This window comes from Kitasatospora sp. NPDC004669, assembly GCF_040609455.1.
Lineage (GTDB): Bacteria > Actinomycetota > Actinomycetes > Streptomycetales > Streptomycetaceae > Kitasatospora.
Map to the genome: position 1 here is coordinate 94,035 of NZ_JBEXKB010000019.1, position 17,681 is coordinate 111,715.

Below are 17,681 nucleotides of genomic sequence, written 5' to 3' on the forward strand. Positions count from 1 at the left end.
CGCGCTCAGTCGGGCGGGCGCGCTCAGTCGGGCGGGCGCGCTCAGTTGGGCGAGCCGTGCTCCGCGCGCCAGGCCTCCCAGCCGGCCGAGGAGGCCACCCTGGCCTCGTGCAGGGCCCGGTGGGCGAGTGCGGTCGGCGGGGTGTCCAGGTTGCGCAGCCAGTTGCGGCCGGCGGCGAGAAGTGCCACGCACACCATCGCCGTCCCGGCCGCGCCGAGCGCCGAGCCGATACCGGTGAGCACCACGCCGCCGGCCAGCATCGACCGGTTGACCTGGAACCCGTTGAAGATGCTCTGGTTGGTCGCCATACCTCCACGATGGGGGCAACCGGCAGGCGCTGCACCTCGGCCCCGCTCCGGGCCCCTCCGGGTGCGGTTCGCCGGCGCGTCCGCGACCCTGGCTACGGGGTGAGGAGGAGGCGGCGCGATGCCCGATCTCGAACGGCTCGCCGTGGAGCACACGGCCCTGGCGGCCGGAAGCCCGCACGGGCGCAGCGCCCATCTGGTGCTGCGCGACGGCGTGCTGCGGCAGACCGTGATCGCGCTGACCGCCGGAACCGCGCTGGACGAGCACACCCCGCCCACCGCCGGCAGCGTCCAGGTGCTGCGCGGCCGGGTGTCCCTGACCATCGCCGGGCGGCGGACGGAACTGTCCGTCGGCGAGCTGGAGCCCGTCCCGCAGGAGCGGCACGGGCTGCTCGCCCACGTCGACTCGGTGGTGCTGCTGACGGCCGTCACCGCGTGACGGCGGTCAGCGCCACAGCGGTCGGCGCGACAGCGGTCAGGGTGCAACGGCCGCCAGCGCGACAGCCGGCAGGGCGTAACGGCCGTCAGGGCTTGTCGGCGCCCAGCACGCTGCCGCTGACCAGCCGCAGTCCGCGCAGGAACTCCTGGCCGCTGGGCACCAGCTCGGGCGCGGCCAGCCACTGGGCGAGATACCCGGCCAGCAGGATCTGGTAGAAGGCGCCGCGGGCGAGCTCCTCCTCGGTGTCCGGCACCTCGGGCAGCCCCTGGAACAACGCCGCGAGGCCGAGCCGGCCCTTCTTCTGCGCCCCCGCGAACGCGGCCGCCAGCTCGGGCTCGTGCCCGGCCAGGGCGAGCGCCTCGAACTGGGCCGCCCAGAGGCCCCGGTGTTCGACGAAGACGCCCTTGAGCCCCTCCCAGGCGGCGGCGAAGCGCTCCTCCGGATCGTCGGAGGTGCCGTTGGCGGCGACGACCACCGCGCCCATGTTCTGCCCCAGCTCGCCGATCGCCTCGATCATCGTGGCGTTGAGCAGGGCGTCCTTCGAGCCGAAGTGGTAGCCGATCGCGGCCAGGCTGACGCCCGAGGCGGTCGCGATGTCGCGGGCCGTGGTGCGCCCGTAGCCCTTCTCGTACAGGCAGCGCTTGGCGCCGGCCATCAGGTCTTCGCGGTTTCCCATGCCCTTGATCCTACGGAAGGACTGCACGAATGTCTTGCACAGTCGTCTTGCACGATCGATTTACACGTACGTACTAGACAAGTGTCTGACACGTCCGTACTGTCTTCCCCATGACCGCAACCACCGGCCGCGCAGGCCGCCGCGAATGGATCGGCCTGGCCGTCCTCCTGCTCCCGACGCTCGTCCTGTCCATGGACATGGGCGTGCTGTTCTTCGCCGTCCCGTACATCTCCACCACGCTGGCGCCGAGCGGCACCCAACAGCTGTGGATCATGGACATGTACTCGTTCCTGCTGGCCGGGCTGCTCATCACGATGGGCGCGCTGGGCGACCGGATCGGCCGCCGCCGGCTGCTGATGATCGGCGCCGCCGGCTTCACCGGCGCCTCGCTGCTGGCCGCCTGGTCCGGCAGCGCCGAGCAGCTGATCGCCGCCCGCGCCGTGCTCGGCGCCGCCGGGGCCACCGTGATGCCCTCGACCCTCGCGCTGATCCGCAACATGTTCCACGACCCCAAGCAGCGGCAGATCGCCCTCGGCGCCTGGGGCGGCATGCTCACCGCCGGGGCCACCCTCGGCCCGGTCGCGGGCGGCCTGCTGCTCGACCACTTCTGGTGGGGCTCGGCCTTCCTGCTCGCCGTCCCGGTGATGGTCCTGGTGCTGCTGACCGCGCCCGTCCTGCTGCCCGAGTACCGCACCGCGACCCGCACCGGCCGCTTCGACCTGCCCGGCGCCGCGCTCTCGCTCGCCGCGATCCTTCCCCTGGTCTACGGGATCAAGACCCTCGCCGTGGACGGCTGGAGCACGCTGCCCGCACTCGCCGTCGTCGCCGGACTGCTGCCGGCCGGTGCGTTCGTCCGGCGCCAGCGCACCGCCGCCAACCCGCTGATCGACCTGAGCCTGTTCCGGATCCGCACCTTCAGCGGAGCGATCAGCGTCAACACCCTCGCGATGTTCGCGATGATGGGCTTCGCCCTCTTCACCTCGCAGTACCTTCAGCTGGTCAAGGGCATGAGCCCGTTCACCGCCTCGCTCTGGTCGCTGGTGCCGAGCGTCGGCGTCGGCGCGGCGATCGGGGTCACCTCGGCACTGGCCGGCAAGGTCCGCCCGGCGGTGCTGATGGGCGGCGGCTTCCTGGTCGGCGCGGCCGGCTTCGCGCTGATGACCCAGGTCGGCGCCCACTCCCCGCTGGCGCTCATCCTCACGGCAGCGGGCGTGCTGGCCGCCGGAACGGTCGGGACCATGACGATGACCGCCGAGATGGTCGTCTCCGCCGCCCCGGTCGAGCAGGCCGGCGCCGCCTCCGCCACCTCCGAGACCGCCGTCGAACTCGGCAGCTCGCTCGGCATCGCCCTGCTCGGCGCAGCCGGCGCCGCGGTCTACCGCCACCAGCTGGACGGCGCCCTCCCGGCGGGCGTCGACGGCCAGGCCGCCGACGCGGCCCAGGACACCCTCGGCGGCGCGGTCTCCGTCGCGGCCCACCTGCCCGGGCAGCTCGGCGCGGACCTGCTGGAGACCGCCCGCACCGCCTTCACCGACGGCCTCCACGTCGCCGCCGTCGTCGGCCTCCTCTTCGCCCTCGGCGCGGCCTTCCTGGCCTACCGCCTCCTGCGCCACCTCCCGGCGGCCACCCCGGCCCCCGAGCCCGAGGCCGCTGCCGCCTGACCCACCCGTCGGCCCCGATCCGTGCGAGTCATCGAGAGCCCCCGCCCACCCCGGGCGGGGGCTCTCCGCCGTCCGCGGGCGGCCGGGCGGGGTGCGGAAAGGCGGGGTGCGGAAAGGCCCGGTGCGGGGGCGGCCGGGCGTGCCAGGGTGGGGGCATGGCGACTGGTCACGGGCGGGTGCGCGGTAGTTACGACGTGGTGGCGGAGGAGTACCTGGGGCGGATCGGGGGTGAGTTGGCGTACAAGACGGTGGACCGGGCGCTGCTCGGGGTGATCGTGGAGGAGTCGGCCGGCGGGACGGTCGCCGACCTGGGGTGCGGGCCGGGGCATGTGACGGGGTGGCTGGTCGGCCAGGGGGCCGCGGTGGTGGGGGTCGACCTCTCGCCGAAGATGGTCGAGCTGGCCCGGCGCGAGCAGCCCAAGGCCGAGTTCCGCACCGGCGACCTGCTGGCACTGCCGGCCGCCGACGGGGAGTTCGCGGCCGCCGTGGCGCTGTACTCGGTGATCCACCTGGAGCCGGAGGAATTGCTGCCCGCCTTCGTCGAGATGCGGCGGGTGCTGCGGCCCGGCGGGGTGCTGCTGGTCTCCTTCCACCTGGGCGACGAGGTACACCGGATGGCGCAGTGGTGGGGCCATCCGGTCGACGTGGACTTCCACTTCCTGCGGACCGACACGGTCGCCGCCCGCCTCGCCGAGGCCGGGTTCGCCGTCGAGGCGCGGCTGGAGCGGGAGGGCCTGCCCGAGGAGGCGGCCACCCGGCGCGGCTACCTGCTGGCCCGGTGCCCGGAGTGACCGGCCGGTGACCGTCCACCCGGGGGTGGACGCTCCGACGTCCACCCCCGGGTGCGTGTCGCGGCGGGCCGGCCGGAGGACCGTGGAGGGGTCACCACGACCGTCAGGAGCCGCCATGTCCCTGCCGTCCCTCCTCTCCCTGCTCGGCCTCGTCTGCTGGGTCGGCTACGAGCTGCTGCTGCGCCGCCGCGAGGACGCCGCCACCGGCAGCTGGCACGCGGACGACCGCGACCGCGGCTCGACCCGGCTACTGATCGGCTGCTACCTCGCGTCCGCCCTGGTCGTGGCGCTGTTCGGTCGCGCCTCGATCGGCGAACTGCCCACCTGGGCCCGCTGGTTCGGGGTCGTCCTGGTCGCCGCCGGGCTGGCGCTGCGGGCCTGGGGCATGCGGACCCTGGGCCGGTACTACACCCGCACCCTGCGGACCGTGGACACCCAGCACGTCGTCCGCGACGGCCCGTACCGGCTGATCCGCCACCCCGGTTACGCGGGCAGCCTGCTGGTCTGGGGCGGCTACGCGCTCGGTACGGCGGGCTGGGCGGCGGCCCTGGTGGTCACCGCGCTGCTGCTCGGCGCGTACGGATGGCGGATCGCCGCCGAGGAGCGACTGCTGCTCTCGGCCTTCGGACCGGCGTACGCGGAGTACCGTGGGGCGTCGAAGCGCCTGGTGCCGTTCGTCTACTGATCGCACCGGCGCCCGTACGGTTGCGAGGCAGGACACCGATCACCCGGGAACGCCCCCGCCCGCACGCACGGCCCGCGTGGGCGGCACCTGGTTTTTGGCCAGCGTTTCCCGGCCGGTGTATCCGTTCGCCGTCAGGTCCAGGCATACTGGCGAGCATGGGCGCTAGCGCCCTCCGTGACTCTAGACAAGAAGGGACCGGTGGCCAGGGATGCTGCGGAACGGTCTTGAGCCCTGGCACATCTTCGTGGTGCTGGCGGTCGTCATCCTGCTGTTCGGGTCGAAGAAGCTGCCGGAGATGGCCCGCGGCCTCGGCAAGTCGATGCGCATCCTGAAGGCGGAGACCAAGGCGATGCGCGAGGAGGACCCCTCGGCGGAGGCCGGCACCGCCCAGAGCACGGCTGCCCCGCAGCAGCCCGCCGACCGTCCGGCCGTCACGCCGACCAACGTGACCAAGGCCACCGAGGCGAAGAGCCCCGAGACGACCGCCTGAGTCGCACAAGCCCCCGTTGAGCCCCCGGTGGACCCCACCGGGGGCTCAACGCTGTTCCGGGGCCCTTGTCCGACCATCCGACCGGTCCGGCCGGTCGGAGGAGGGTGGGGATCCGCCACTTGGCGGAGGGGCTGTCGAGCAGTGAGACCGCCGGTCGGATGCACCTCGGGGTGACGACGGTGGAGACGCACGCGTCGAACCTGATGACGAAGACGGGCAGCCCCAACCGGGTGCGGCTGGCGGTGTTGGCGATCCAGCAGGGGCCGGCCTGATCGGAGTAGTCGGGCGGGCGGGGCGGGTGCTGGTGGGGAAGGCTGGGCGGGATGTCCGAGAACCCCCCTCCCCCGCCTGCCGACCTACGGGCCTGGGCCTGGTTGCTGGTCGGGTGCACGCTGCTGATGGTCGGGTACTTCACGCTGCCGCTGGAGTGGTTCGGCGACCGCCGACCGGTGCTGAGCTGGTCGGCCTTCGTGGGGGCGTTGGGTGGGTTGAGCTGGCTGATGCTGGCCGAGATCGTCGGGGTGATGCGGGGGACCGCGAAGCGACCGGTGCCCTGGCTGGCCTTCCTGATCTTCCTGGCGGTGACCATCTTCTCGACGACGTACTACGCGATGGGCTCCCACAAGGCCGAGTTCGCGGGGCTGGAGACGCGGCTGGACGCGCTGTACTTCACGATCGTGACGCTGGCGACGGTGGGGTACGGGGACATCACGCCGACGGGGCAGACGGCACGGCTCATCGTGGTGCTGCAGATCGGGTACAACTTCGTGTTCCTCGCGGCAGCGGCCGGGACGGCGTCCCGGGCGATCCGCGGAAACGTGGAGCGGCGGGTTCGGCGGCAGGACTGAATCCGGCACGGCGGGCCTGTGCACGCGACCCGCCGCACATCCGGCTCGGTCAGCCGTCCTCGTCGGGCGGGGTCGCACGGAGGGCGGTGATGACGCCCAGGGCTACGGTCGCGATCGCGAGCGCGAGGAGGACGGCGAAGGCCGTGGCGATCAGGAACCGCACGTGGTGTCCCGGTCGCGTTCGGTGTCAAGAAGGAGGGAGAGGAGGTTCAGGAGGGTCGACGCGGGCGCCGTGTTGAACCGGACCAGGACGCGGCCGTCGATGGTCTTGTCGGTGTCGGCGGAGGGCCAGATGAGGCCGAACTTCTTTCCGCGCTCCTGGACTTCGGCGAGGAGGGTGCGGATGTGGTCGTCGGTGAAGTGCCGGATCCGGGGGTCGGTCGGCTTCATGGGGTGGCGGTTCTTCATCAGGCCGCGTCCAGCTCGAACCAGACGCGTTTGCCGCGCTCCTGGGGGTCCACGCCCCAGCGAGTGGTGAGGCCCGCGACGAGCTGGAGGCCCCGGCCGGACTCGGCGAGGAGGTCGGGGGTTCGCCGGTCGGGCAGCACCGGGCTCTCGTCGGAGACCGAGACCCGGAGGATCTCGCCGAGGAAGAGGATCTCGATGATCGGCGCGGGGGTGTTGCCGTGCCGCCAGGCGTTCACGAGCAGCTCACAGAGGGCGAGTTCGGCGTCGAAGGTGGCGGAGGGGTGCCAGCCGGAGCGGATCATCGCGTCGCGGAGGGACTGGCGGGTGAGGGCGAACGAGGGCGTGTTGAGGTGACGCATGGGAGAGCTCCCGGGCGTGGTGTGGGGTGAATGTCCGGCGGATACGTCGCCGTGAACTAGGCCAGGCAGATGGGCATGGCTGCTCTGCGGTGCGACGGATAGGCGTTACTGACGATCCGTCGGATCGATGTGAGATCGACCATAGCGGACAGTGCCTGAGTTTTGAGGTCTGCGCCTAAGAATTCGCTCTATCGTGGAAGCGGCCCAGATGGACCTGCGCACCGCCAGCGCGGCACACTGGCCCGAGCACCGGTTGAGAGGACGCCATGCCCCTTCGCTCCAATCCGACTCTCCGTCAGCGTCGACTCGGTACCGAGCTGCGGAGAATGCGGGAGCAAGCCAGCCTCGGCGGCAGCGAACTCGCCCGCACCCTCGGGATCAGTCCTGGACAGATGACGCAGATGGAGAAGGCCAAGATCGGCGTCAGCCCCGAGCGTCTGCGGACCGTCGCTTCCGCATGCAACTGCGCCAATCAGCCACTGATCAACGCCCTTGTCAATATGGCTTCGGAGCGAGAGAAAGGCTGGTGGGAGAAGTATCGCGGCACTCTGACCATCGACTTCCTTGAGGTCGCAGAACTTGAGAGCCGCGCCACGCGGCTGACCATCTGCACGACCACCTTCGTGCCCGGCCTGCTTCAGACCAGCGACTACGCCTCGGCCGTGTTCGACCGAATCTTTCCTCCGCTGCCGCCACAGGACATCGCCACCAGAACAGCCTTCCGAATCAAGCGGCAAGAGGTCGTCCGCTCCGGCGCGATCCCCCTCCAAGTGTTTGTCCACGAGGCCGCCTTGCGGATGCAGTTCGGCGGCCCCAAGGTCCTCGCCGGTCAGCTCAGCTCGCTCCTCGATGACTCCGAGCAGCCTGGCATCTCAGTCCGCGTCGTACCCTTCGCCGTCGACACCTTTCCGGGGTCCGGCGAGAACCTCACCTTCGCCGAAGGGCCCGTCGCTGAGCTGGACACCATCCAGATGGACGTAACCCAAGGCGCACTCTTCTTCGACTCCCCAGCAGACTTGGCCAAGCACCGAGCGATCTTCTCTCGCCTGGACTCCAAGGCACTCTCCGAAGAAGGATCACGTGAGTTCATTCGATCCGTCATGGAGGATGTGAAGAAGACGTATGAGTAGGTCACAGTGGCAGAAGTCCAGCTTCAGCGCCGCGAACAACGAATGCGTGGAAGTCCGCGCGATCGACGGCCTGATCGAACTCCGCGAGTCCGACGAGGGCCACACCATCCTCCACACCACCCCCGCCACCTTCGCCGCTCTCCTCCACGGCCTCAAAGCCGGCGAATTCGACCACCACGCCTGAACTCCGGGTGGCCCCTCGCTCCTCGCGAGGGGCCACCCAAACGCCTCGGCGCGGGAAGTCGGCCAGGCCGACTTCCTGCGCCGAAACCACTGGCCTTCCGGTAGCACCCCGCCGGAGTGGCAAGGCGGTTCCGTGCCACGTCACCCGACCCGGGGGCCGTTCTCTCCCCGGAACCGGAGAAGGAGTTCGCGCGCCGGGATGCTGTCGGGGTCGAATGTCTGATGCGCCAAGTCCTTTGTGACCGCCGGCCCGTAAAGCCAGGCGCCCTGACACCTGAAACAGAACGCGATCTCGAACAGGACCTGCTCCGGAAAGACCGGGTGTCGGCCCGCGTGGGCCCGCAGTGCGAAGCCGGGAGTGAAACAGCGCATCCTGGTGCCCGCCGGGAGGGCCGCGACGAGGGCGAGCACCTCCTGCGCGTCCTCCCAGAACCCGATGGTCTCGCCGGGAACGCCGTCCATCCATGCGTGCCAGCCGAGCGGATCGGTGATGCGGACCGCCTCGATGCGCTCGATCAGGTTGGCGGTGGTGGGTATCAGCATCGAGCCAGTGTTCCAGCGGGCTCAGGCCGACAGTCGCGGAAGAGAGTGGGAAGTCGGGCGGGCCGACTTCCCACTCCTCCGGCCGGCGTTGTCCACAGGCTGTGGACAACTCCACCCTCAGCCGTGTGCGGTATCGATGACGCAGAAGCGGTTGCCCTCGGTGTCGGCGAGGACGACGAAGTCCGGGTCCTCGGGGTAGCTGTCCCAGTCGACCAGCTCGGCGCCGAGGGCCACCAGGCGCCGGACCTCGGCGGCCTGGTCGGCGGCGTCGTCGGCGTAGAGGTCGAGGTGGACGCGGGGGTGCTCCTGAACGGGGGACTCGCTGTAGCCGAGGGCGAGGTGGGCGCCGGTGCCGCCGTCGGCGGGGCCGAGGACCGTCCAGTCGTCCTCGATCAGGCCGCCGCGCGGCACGTAGCTGAGCGCCGCCATCCAGAAGGTGGCCGCGCGGGACATGTCGGAGACACCGAGGGCGAGGGTACCGATGGTCAGCATGCCGCCATTGTGACGGAGTGTCTGGCAGCGGCCCGGCGCCGGTCGGCCGGGCCCGCAGGACGCTCTTGCGGGCCCGGCCGACCGGATCAGTCGAGCTGCTGACGGAGGCCTAGGACGAAGGCGTCCAGGCCGCTGTCGAACCACCGGTCGTAGTAGGCGGTTTCGGCGGGCTGCGGGGCGCGGACGGCGCCGGGCGGGGTGCCCACCTGGGCAAGGGCGTGGCCGAGCACGTAAACCCCCACCGACTGCACGGCGGTGACGGCTTCCGCATCGGCGACTCCCCCGGTACGGAACCGCTCCAGGACCGGGGCGACCACCGCCCGGCCGGCGGCCTCGTCCACCGGGTGGCTGGCCAGCAGCGGAACGGCGTTCGGGTGGGCCAGCAGCATCCGTCGGTAGTCACGGGCGAACGCCTCCAGGGCCTGCGGCCACGACGCGCCGTCCGCCACCTCGACCTCGACCTCGCCGACCAGGCGGTTGACCACGGCGGCCAGCACCGCGTCCCGGTTGGGCAGGTGGCGGTAGAGCGACATCGCCGTCACCCCCAGCTCGGTGCCGATCCGGCGCATGGTCAGCGCCTCCAGCCCCTCGGCGTCGATGACCGCCACGGCGGCGGCCGTGATCCCGTCGGCGTCGATCTGCGGGGGCCGGCCGGGCCGGCGGCGGGGTGTCTCGGTGCTCATGTGCCCATGGTGACGGCTGCGGTGGTTCCGGTCATCAACAGGGTCAGCACGCCGACGACCAGGTGCTGGACGTCGATCACCACGTCCCTGCCCTCGGTCGGCAGGATCTTCAACGTCCGGGCGTAGTCCCGCCGGTAGACGTCACGCTGGGCAGCGGTGCTGAACCCGAAGTACGGCAGCCACCAGCTCGCCACGTGACCGGCCAGCACCAGCCCGCACAGCGCCATCGCACCGGTCACCGACCAGCCGGTGTCCACCGTGATCCCGGCCGCGATCGCCAGCGGGAAGGGGTAGTTGATCGCGGCGGCGAGCAGTCGCGGGCCCCGGTTGCCGGGCTTCAGGTCGTTCAGCGGGAACATCGGCACCCACTCGGTGAGGACCAGCCAGCCCAGCCAGACCAGTGGCAGGACGATCGCAAGGGTGTGCAGCACGATGGGCCCCCATTTGTCTACGTCGTAAATTTACGCTGTAGACAATCTAGCGGGCGAACTTCGGGCCGGGCAACCCCAGGGCCAGCGATTCGCATACGGAGCATTGAAGCGCAAGCCGGCGGCCACGCAGGAAGTCGGCCGGGCCGACTTCCTGCGCCGCACGCGGGCGGTCAGCCGTCCTGGTTGTCGGCCGTCGCGTGGAGGGTGGCGAACAGGGCGCCGAGGCGGGCGTTCCAGTTGGCGTTGGTGGGGGCGTCGATGGCGCGCTTCTTGCCCAGGTCCTTGATCGTCTTCTGGGCGTCCTTGAGCGTCTGGGCGGCCTCGTCGGGGTTGCCCTCGTTGAGGCGGGCGGCAGAGTCGTCGAGGATCCGCAGCAGCTCCGCCTGCTTGTCGCGCTCCTTGGTGATCGGGGCCTGGACGACGGCCTGACGGAAGGACTGCAGCTGGAGCTCGGCAGGCTGGTTGCGCGGGACGGTCTGAGTGGGGGCCGGGGTGCTGGGGGCGGCGGAGCCGGTGGTCGGGGTGGGCGCGGGCGCGCCCGCCGGGGTGGTGGCGGGGGCGGTGGCCGCGGGCTTGGCGGCGGGCTTGGCGGCGGCGTGGCCGGCCGGCTCGTCGAAGGCGGTGAGGGCCAGGGCGGTGATCCCGGCCAGGCCGGCTATGCCGAGGGCGCCGAGGACCAGGGGCTTGGTGCGGCGGTTCCGGGCGGGCGCGGGAGGGGCGGCGGGCGGCGCGGCCGGGATCGGCGCCATCACCGAGGTGGCGGCGGCCGGGGGCCGGTGCGGCTGGGACGGGAGCAGGGTGGTGTGCTGCTGGTCCGGGTTCACCGGGGCGACCGGCGGCAGCATCTGGGTGGGAGCGGCGGTCGCGAGCAGCTCCGCCGTCGGATCGCCGACGGCCAGGCCCGGGACGGTGGCCAGCAGCTCGACACGCGCCGCGGTGGCATCGGCCGGGCGGTCGGCCGGCTTCTTGGCGAGCAGCCGCAGCACGGCCGCGTCCAGCGCGGGCGGCAGGCCCGGGCGCCGTACGGACGGCGGCAGGGGCTGCTCGCTGACGTGCTTGAAGGCGATCGCCACCGGGGTCTCGGCGGTGAACGGGGTCTCGCCGGTGAGCATCTCGGTCAGCACGCAGCCGACCGCGTACAGGTCGGTGCGGCCGTCCAGGGCGGAGGCGGTGGCCTGCTCGGGCGAGAGGTAGGCGGCGGTGCCGAGCACGCTCGCGGTCTGGGTCAGGTTGCTGGAGGAGCCGGCCCGGGCGATGCCGAAGTCGACGACCTTCACGCCGCCGTCGTCGGTGATCATGATGTTCCCGGGCTTGATGTCCCGGTGCACCAGCTCGGCCGCGTGCGCGACCGCCAGCGCCTCGCAGACCGCCGCCGCGATGCCGACCGCGCGCTCCACCGGCAGCTGTGGCTGCTGGGCCAGGATCGCGGCCAGCGAGCGGCCCTGGACCAGCTCCATGACGATGAACGGGGTGCCCTGGTCCACGCCCGAGTCGAAGACCATGACGATCCTCGGGTGCACCAGCATGGCCGCGTGCTGCGCCTCACGGCTGAACCGCTCGGCGAAGCGCGGGTCGTCGGCGAGGCCCCCGTTGAGGATCTTCACGGCCACCTGGCGGCCCAGCACGCGGTCCACCCCGCGCCAGACGGTGGCCATGCCGCCGACGCCGAGAATCTCGACGAGTTCGTAACGCCCGTTAAGCGCCCGTCCGATCACCTGGAACTCCCCTCACGTGCCGTGCCCGGGGTTCCGGGCCGCCTCGTGCACCTGTGCACGATAGCCGCCGACGCCAACGGGGTCCGGAGCAGTTCCCTGAGCGGGCAAAACGGTCGGCACAGCGGTGGGCGGGGTCTGGAGGCTGCCGTAGCGCTGCATCCGCTGCCAACGCAGCCGGGAACCCGCCAGCGCGGTGAACACGGACTGGATCACCACCAGGTACATCAGCTGCCGGTAGACGAACTGCTGGAGCGGCAGACTCCAGAGCGGCCCGAGCTTCTCCTTGTCCATCCGGAACGCGTACGCCCCCATCAGCATCTGGACCAGCAGGAACGCCGCCCACAGGCCGGTGATCCGGACCGGATCGAGGAAGGCCAGCCCGTACAGCGCGAAGACGTCCACGACCGGGGCCAGCAGCGGCAGCAGCACCTGGAACATCAGCAGGTAGAGCAGGCCGCGGCGGCCCAGCTTGCCCGCCTGCCCGCGTTGGGTGAGCGCGCCGCGGTGCTTCCACATCGCCTGCAGGGTGCCGTAGCACCAGCGGTAGCGCTGGCGCCACAGGGCGCTCAGCGAGGCGGGGGCCTCCGTCCAGGCTTTGGCCCGCTCCTCGTACACGACCCGCCAGCCGTCCCGGCACAGGGCCATGGTGAGGTCGGTGTCCTCGGCCAGGGTCTCCTCACCCACGCCCCCGACGGCCAGCAGCGCGGAGCGGCGGAAGGCGCCGACCGCGCCGGGCACGGTGGGCATGCACTCGGCCAGGTCGAACAGCCGGCGGTCCAGGTTGAAGCCGACCACGTACTCGATGTGCTGCCAACGACCCAGCAGGCCACCGCGGTTGACCACCTTGGCGTTGCCGGAGACGGCGCCGACGGTGGGGTCGGCGAAGGGCTGCACCAGCATCCGGACGGCGTCCGGCTCGAAGACGGTGTCGCCGTCGACCATCACCAGCAACTCGGCGCGCGCGGCCGCGATGCCGGTGTTCAGGGCGGTCGGCTTGCCGGCGTTCTCCTGCCGGATCACCCGGACGTACGGCAGGTTCAGCGACTCCACGAGGTCCGCGGTGCCGTCCGTGGAGCCGTCGTCGACCACGATCACCTCGACCGGGTGGTCGGAGGCCAGCAGCGAGCGGACGGCCGGCTCGATCCCGGCGATCTCGTTGTACGCCGGGACGATCACGCTGACCGGCTCGGTGACCGGCGGGCCCCAGCCACGGCGGCGCAACCGCTTGTGCCGGTTCGCGGCGTACAGGACGACGACCGCGCGCAACATGCTGACCGCGCCCGCCGCCCAGAGCAGCCAGCCCAGCACGGTGAGCACCCAGTTCCCGCCGTTCAGCAGCCAGATCAGGGCGAGGCCCTGCCAGTGGTCGCCGGCCCCGGCCGGGTGGACCGGGTTCGGCAGACCGACGGCCTCGCTCACCGTGGCGAAGTGGAAACCCCGGGCCTTCAACTGAGCCAGCACGGGGCCCAGCGCGTCGACGGTCTGCTGACGGTCACCGCCGGCGTCGTGCATCAGCAGGACCTGGCCCTGGTTGCCGGCCCCTGCGGTCGCCGCCTTGACGATCGCGGGCACGCCGGGGCGGCGCCAGTCCTCGCTGTCCTGGGTGGTGAGCACCGTCAGGTAGCCCTCCCGGCCGGCCTGCTGGATGGCCGACCAGCCGGGGTCGTCCACGGCCTCGGTGGTCGAGGAGTACGGCGGGCGCAGCAGCGAGCTGGTGACGTCGGCGGCCCCGGCCAGGGTCAGCTGGGCCTCGCGCAGTTCCAGCGAGCGGCGCCAGGAGGGGGCGGCGCCGAGATCGGTGTGGGTGAAGGTGTGGACGCCCACCTGGTGGCCCTCGGCGATCATCCGCTGGACCAGCTCGGGGTGGGCGGCGGCCTGGGTTCCGACCACGAAGAAGGTGGCGTGGACGCCGGCCTTCTTCAGGATGTCGAGGACCTGTGGGGTCCAGCGCGGATCGGGGCCGTCGTCGAAGGTGAGCGCGATGGTGCCGGGCTTGGGGGCGGCGGTGCGGGGCGCCGTCCCGGCGGGGGCGTCGATGACCGGTCCGCCGGTGCGGATCTCCTCCGGGACGGTACCGGCGGCGGCCGGGGCGGTGTCACCGTCGGGACGGTCGTCGTAGAGGTGCTGGGTGTAGCCCTGGAAGAGGAGGGTGGCGGTCAGGGTGAGCAGCAGGGCGGTCAGCAACAGCCAGTGGGTGCGGAGCGGGCCCTTCGGCTGACGGACGACGCCGCGGCGGCCCCGGCGCTGGGTCCGGGCGGGCGGGGCGGCCTTTCGGCGGCGGGCGTTGCTCACGGGCTGGGTGCTTTCCGGGGTTGGGGTCGGGGGTGCCTGTCGGGGCGTGGCTCTCGCGAGGATGGGTGTCGGGAGCGGCCCCTCCCGCAGCGCGTCCCTCTCGCTGGGGTGGGGGTGCGGGCGCGCGGGCTTCGCCCTGCGCGCCCGCGGGGACGGTGGTCCGGTGCGGGCTGGGGGCGGGTTTTGCCCGGGTGCCCGCAGGACGGTCGGCGGCTCAGAGCTTGGTCGGGCGGTTGCCGGGTGAGTCGGTCGGGCGGCCGTGGCCGGGGGTCGGGGCGGCGCTGGGGGATGCGGTGGTGCCTCCGTTGCCGTTGCCGTTGGAGGGCGGCGGGGCGACGGTGGGGTGCGCCGTGGGGGTCGCCGGGAGGCCCCCGGGGGCGGGGGGCGCCGCAGGGTGGCTGGGGGCCGCCGAGGCGGTGGGGCGGTGGGCGGCCGCGGTCGGGTGGGCCGACCCCGGCTGCACGGAATCGGGCCGTTCCGTCCCGATGTCGGTCGGGACCGGGTCGGTCGCCGACGGGACGGGGGTGGGCGCCGGGGCGACGGCGACGGGGGCCTGTGGCAGCGGCAGGAACGGCGTGCTGACGGTGGGGCCGCCGAGCACGGTGCTGACCAGTAGCGCCAGGTAGCCGGCCGCGGGGACGGCCAGCAGCAGGCCGAGTCGACGGACCCGGCGCTGGCGGCGGCCGGAGGAGTCCACGAACACCGGGGCCGGGGTGGCCCCGGTGTCCTGGGTGGACGGGTCGGCCACAACGGCCGGGAGTTCGGCGGTGTCGGTGGCCACGAAGGCCGGGAGGGCGGTGGTGTCGGTGTCCACGAAGGCCGGGAGGGCGGTGGTCTCGGCGGCCTCAGGGGAAGGGGAGGCGGCCGGGGAACCGGGCAGCGGTTCCCCGACCGCCGGCTCGTGGTCGTACAGAGTGACGGTCACGGTCGGTCCAGTTCGGTCCGGGCACGGGGGGTGTGCGGCCCGCCCTGACTGCGGGCGGGCGGGCCGCACGTTCCGGGCCGGTCGGTCCGGCGGCGCGTCCGGGGAGAGCGCCTGCCGGTCCGGCCGGGGCCGGCCGGGTGGACGGCGGGCACGGGGGAGCCGACCGGCCACCCGGAGCTTTCGGGTGGTGTTGCGGTGGTGCAGGTGGTGCGGGTGGTTCGATCCGGGTGAGCGGCGAGCCCGGGGGGAGTCGCTCGCCGCCCACCCGGAGCTTTCGGGTGGTGTTGCGGTGGTGCAGGTGGTGCGGGTGGTTCGGTCCGGGGGGCGGCGAGCCCGGGGGGAGTCGCTCGCCGCCCACCCGGAGTTCTGGGGTTACCTCTCGGTGGTGGAGTTGTCGGTCTTGCTCGGCCGGACGGCGGACGGGGTGGGCACGGCCGGTTCGGGCGGAACCGTCGCACCGGGCTTCCCGGGCTTGTTCCCGGGGCCGCCGTTGGCGTTGCCGTCCCCGTTCCCCTTGCCGACGCCGGTGTTCGGGTCGGTGCCGGGGTTGCCGGTGGCCCGGCCGGGGTCGTGCGACTGCGTGCCGGCGCCCGGATGGGAGTCGCCTCCCGGTTTGCCGAGTGCCTCCCCGCAGTACTCCGCCACCGCGTCCGCGCTGCCGGCCGCGGAGACCAGCTGAGCGAACTGGGGATCGGCGACCAGTTGGCCGGGGCGGTCGCCCTTGGCCGTCCGGTCGGCGAAGACGTGGCACAGGGCGACCTGTGCCGGAGTGGCCGCCTGGCCACCGTGCCCGTTCGCCGAAGGCGTCGGGGCGGTGGAGGATCCGGACGACTGGGGGTTGGTGGTGGACGGCCGGGTGGAGCTGCCGGACGGCGTGGCGCCCGACTGGGAACCGGTGGCCTTGCCGGTGCCCGACGGGCTGCCGAAGACCTCGCTCGCGGCGGGCGGGGTGCGCTCCGGTTCGGGCCCACCACCACCCAGGCCGGACGGCAGGTTCCCGGTTCCGGCGGCGACCGCCACCCCGCACAGCGCGGTGGCACCGAGCACGGCGGCAGCGGCCTTCGTACTGAAGGCCCTGGCCAGCGCGGCGGTTGCCATCGATCGTCTCCGGACGGGGGTCACAACGGGTTCGGGCGTGAGACTCGCCTCCCGGAACGCGGCCAGTGCGGCCTCCTCCCCGGACAGTTCCGCTGCCGTCGCCGGGGCGGCGGCCGCGGCCAGCACCCGGGCGAGCTGCCCGGGACCGTCCGGTCCGGTGAGCGAGGCGTCCTGCCCGGCCGACGGGCCGCCCACGGCACCGCCGAGCAGCTGCTCGGCAGTATCACGGTCGATCCGACGGGATCGGTTGGTGCTCATCTCATGTCCTTCAGCGTCGCGGCCCGGCGTTCTGTCACACCTTGCGGAGAACTTTTTTTCGCGGGGTTTTCCAGGGGCTCCCCGGCGCGCGATCCGGCGGAGGATTCGGAGGACCGACGCGCGGCCGGGATCCCGGTCACGCCGTGCTGTTCCAGCAGCTTGGCCAGCTTCTTCAGCCCGCGGTGGGCGGCCATCCGGACGCTGCCGGCCCGCTTGCCGAGCACCTGGGCGGCGCTCTCGGCATCCAGCTCCATGACCACTCTCAGCAGCACCGCCTCGGCCTGGTCGCGCGGCAGCCGGGAGATCAGCGCCAGCGCGTCGCCGGTGCCGACCGCGGACAGCGCGGCGCCCGCGGTGTCGTCCCCGGCAGCGAGCTCGGCCAGGTACTCGAAGGGCAGGTCGGCGACCGGCCGGCGGCGTCTGGCCCGCAGGTGGTCCATCGCCCGGTTGCGGGCGATGGTGGCGGCCCAGCCCCGGAAGCCGTCCCCGTCGCCGGAGAAGCCGCGCAGGTCGCGGGCGATCTGCAGCCAGGCCTCGGAGGCGATGTCCTCGGCGTCCTGCGCGTCCTCGGGCCGTCCGCCGACCAGCACCCGCAAGTAGCGCAGCAGGCCCGGCTGGACGGTCCGGAACAGCAGCCGGAAGGCTTCCTCGTCCCCTCCCTGGGCGGCGCGCACCGCCTCGGTCAGGTCGGTGGGAGTGGGGGTGCGGCCCGGTGGCGGGCCGTCGGGGGGTACTGGTCCGGGCCCACCGGCAGGTCCGCCGGTGCCCGCTCCGGGGCGTTCTGCACTCTGCACCCGCCACATGATGCGCCATCCCGGCGAACGGGGCGGCGCCGGTCGGAGGACCGGTCCGGCCGGGGCCGCGGTCCCGCCGACGGCTGTCGCTCACCCGGAGCCCCCGGGGCGCCGCTCCCACCTACGCCGTCGGTAGACGAATCGATCCGGGCCGCGACCGCGTCCGGACGCCGGGCCCGCCGATGCGCCCGGCCCACCGCCGCGACCCGCCGTGACCACTCCGTACCCGTACGTGCGTCCACATGCGGATCACCGACCCGGCCGGAGCGGGACCGGAGGGACCACCCCCCGGGATGAACCGCGATGACGACTGCCCACGGGCCGTACGCGAGGGGACTGCGCGAGCACCTCGCGCCCGGGCCGCGAGCTGTAGGCGTCTCCGTAAACACGCAGGTCGGAGGGGGTGTCATGGCGCGCACCATGACAACTGTCATGCGGATCCGGCAACGGACGGCACTGCTCCGGCGGAGGGTCG

22 protein-coding genes are annotated in these 17,681 nt (G+C 72.8%); 9 read left to right on the forward strand and 13 right to left on the reverse strand.

Features of this window, described 5'->3' with window-relative positions:
• Positions 1–41 precede the first annotated feature (41 nt).
• Positions 42–308 (reverse strand): hypothetical protein, encoded by a 267-nt coding sequence (locus ABZW30_RS18515; protein ID WP_355672170.1) that lies wholly within the window; start codon positions 306–308, stop codon positions 42–44.
• A gap of 118 nt (positions 309–426) precedes the next feature.
• On the opposite strand from ABZW30_RS18515, the gene ABZW30_RS18520 reads away from it, so the two are divergent.
• The gene (locus ABZW30_RS18520; RefSeq protein ID WP_355672171.1) at positions 427–744 is read left to right on the forward strand and encodes a cupin; all 318 of its coding nucleotides are present in this window, start codon (positions 427–429) and stop codon (positions 742–744) included.
• A gap of 85 nt (positions 745–829) precedes the next feature.
• Here ABZW30_RS18520 and ABZW30_RS18525 read toward each other — a convergent pair whose 3' ends face one another.
• Positions 830–1,420, reverse strand: a complete 591-nt coding sequence (locus ABZW30_RS18525) for a TetR/AcrR family transcriptional regulator (protein ID WP_355672172.1) — start codon at positions 1,418–1,420, stop codon at positions 830–832.
• A gap of 110 nt (positions 1,421–1,530) precedes the next feature.
• Between ABZW30_RS18525 and ABZW30_RS18530 the strand changes: the two genes are divergently transcribed.
• The 6 genes from ABZW30_RS18530 to ABZW30_RS18555 all read left to right on the forward strand — a co-directional run bounded on the left by ABZW30_RS18530 (position 1,531) and on the right by ABZW30_RS18555 (position 5,895).
• A complete protein-coding gene (locus ABZW30_RS18530; RefSeq protein ID WP_355672173.1) occupies positions 1,531–3,081 on the forward strand; it encodes an MFS transporter in 1,551 nt (516 codons plus the stop codon).
• A 155-nt stretch (positions 3,082–3,236) separates the two neighbouring features.
• Positions 3,237–3,872 (forward strand): class I SAM-dependent methyltransferase, encoded by a 636-nt coding sequence (locus ABZW30_RS18535; protein WP_355672174.1) that lies wholly within the window; start codon positions 3,237–3,239, stop codon positions 3,870–3,872.
• A 115-nt stretch (positions 3,873–3,987) separates the two neighbouring features.
• Positions 3,988–4,557, forward strand: coding sequence for an isoprenylcysteine carboxylmethyltransferase family protein (locus tag ABZW30_RS18540; RefSeq protein ID WP_355672175.1), 570 nt, complete (start codon positions 3,988–3,990; stop codon positions 4,555–4,557).
• Positions 4,558–4,765: 208 nt separating this feature from the next.
• Positions 4,766–5,047 carry a Sec-independent protein translocase subunit TatA gene (tatA, locus tag ABZW30_RS18545; protein WP_355672176.1) on the forward strand — a complete coding sequence of 94 codons (282 nt, stop codon included), beginning with the start codon at positions 4,766–4,768 and terminating at the stop codon, positions 5,045–5,047.
• Between the two features lie 119 nt (positions 5,048–5,166).
• On the forward strand, positions 5,167–5,319 hold the full coding sequence (locus tag ABZW30_RS18550) for a LuxR C-terminal-related transcriptional regulator (RefSeq protein WP_355672177.1): 153 nt from the start codon (positions 5,167–5,169) through the stop codon (positions 5,317–5,319).
• 51 nt (positions 5,320–5,370) lie between these two features.
• On the forward strand, positions 5,371–5,895 hold the full coding sequence (locus ABZW30_RS18555; protein ID WP_355672178.1) for an ion channel: 525 nt from the start codon (positions 5,371–5,373) through the stop codon (positions 5,893–5,895).
• Positions 5,896–6,045: 150 nt separating this feature from the next.
• On the opposite strand, the gene ABZW30_RS18560 is transcribed toward ABZW30_RS18555, so the two are convergent.
• Together ABZW30_RS18560 and ABZW30_RS18565 are read right to left on the reverse strand one after the other, a co-directional pair.
• The gene (locus ABZW30_RS18560; RefSeq protein ID WP_355672179.1) at positions 6,046–6,285 is read right to left on the reverse strand and encodes a hypothetical protein; all 240 of its coding nucleotides are present in this window, start codon (positions 6,283–6,285) and stop codon (positions 6,046–6,048) included.
• A 17-nt stretch (positions 6,286–6,302) separates the two neighbouring features.
• The gene (locus tag ABZW30_RS18565) at positions 6,303–6,662 is read right to left on the reverse strand and encodes an ATP-binding protein (RefSeq protein WP_355672180.1); all 360 of its coding nucleotides are present in this window, start codon (positions 6,660–6,662) and stop codon (positions 6,303–6,305) included.
• Positions 6,663–6,928: 266 nt separating this feature from the next.
• Here ABZW30_RS18565 and ABZW30_RS18570 point away from each other — a divergent pair, with 266 nt between their 5' ends.
• Together ABZW30_RS18570 and ABZW30_RS18575 are read left to right on the forward strand one after the other, a co-directional pair.
• Positions 6,929–7,792 carry a helix-turn-helix transcriptional regulator gene (locus ABZW30_RS18570; protein WP_355672181.1) on the forward strand — a complete coding sequence of 288 codons (864 nt, stop codon included), beginning with the start codon at positions 6,929–6,931 and terminating at the stop codon, positions 7,790–7,792.
• Positions 7,785–7,976: a DUF397 domain-containing protein gene (locus ABZW30_RS18575; RefSeq protein WP_355672182.1), complete on the forward strand. Its 192-nt coding sequence runs from the start codon at positions 7,785–7,787 to the stop codon at positions 7,974–7,976. The genes ABZW30_RS18570 and ABZW30_RS18575 overlap by 8 nt, the downstream gene beginning before the upstream one ends.
• Before the next feature lie 140 nt (positions 7,977–8,116).
• Here the strand turns inward: ABZW30_RS18575 and ABZW30_RS18580 are convergent, their stop codons facing one another.
• The 9 genes from ABZW30_RS18580 to ABZW30_RS18620 form a co-directional block, all read right to left on the reverse strand.
• The gene (locus ABZW30_RS18580) at positions 8,117–8,518 is read right to left on the reverse strand and encodes a hypothetical protein (protein ID WP_355672183.1); all 402 of its coding nucleotides are present in this window, start codon (positions 8,516–8,518) and stop codon (positions 8,117–8,119) included.
• A gap of 117 nt (positions 8,519–8,635) precedes the next feature.
• Entirely contained in the window at positions 8,636–9,010 is a 375-nt protein-coding gene (locus tag ABZW30_RS18585; RefSeq protein WP_355672184.1) for a VOC family protein, read from the reverse strand.
• An 86-nt stretch (positions 9,011–9,096) separates the two neighbouring features.
• Positions 9,097–9,693 (reverse strand): TetR/AcrR family transcriptional regulator C-terminal domain-containing protein, encoded by a 597-nt coding sequence (locus ABZW30_RS18590; RefSeq protein WP_355672185.1) that lies wholly within the window; start codon positions 9,691–9,693, stop codon positions 9,097–9,099.
• Positions 9,690–10,124, reverse strand: coding sequence for a hypothetical protein (locus ABZW30_RS18595; protein WP_355672186.1), 435 nt, complete (start codon positions 10,122–10,124; stop codon positions 9,690–9,692). Before ABZW30_RS18595 ends, ABZW30_RS18590 begins: the two co-directional genes overlap by 4 nt.
• A gap of 170 nt (positions 10,125–10,294) precedes the next feature.
• Positions 10,295–11,839, reverse strand: coding sequence for a protein kinase (locus ABZW30_RS18600; protein ID WP_355672187.1), 1,545 nt, complete (start codon positions 11,837–11,839; stop codon positions 10,295–10,297).
• 12 nt (positions 11,840–11,851) lie between these two features.
• Positions 11,852–14,131 (reverse strand): bifunctional polysaccharide deacetylase/glycosyltransferase family 2 protein, encoded by a 2,280-nt coding sequence (locus ABZW30_RS18605; RefSeq protein WP_355672188.1) that lies wholly within the window; start codon positions 14,129–14,131, stop codon positions 11,852–11,854.
• 214 nt (positions 14,132–14,345) lie between these two features.
• Entirely contained in the window at positions 14,346–15,056 is a 711-nt protein-coding gene (locus tag ABZW30_RS18610) for a hypothetical protein (protein WP_355672189.1), read from the reverse strand.
• Positions 15,057–15,428: 372 nt separating this feature from the next.
• Entirely contained in the window at positions 15,429–16,412 is a 984-nt protein-coding gene (locus ABZW30_RS18615; protein WP_355672190.1) for a hypothetical protein, read from the reverse strand.
• Positions 16,409–17,098, reverse strand: a complete 690-nt coding sequence (locus ABZW30_RS18620) for an RNA polymerase sigma factor (protein ID WP_355672224.1) — start codon at positions 17,096–17,098, stop codon at positions 16,409–16,411. The genes ABZW30_RS18615 and ABZW30_RS18620 overlap by 4 nt, the downstream gene beginning before the upstream one ends.
• Positions 17,099–17,681 lie beyond the last annotated feature (583 nt).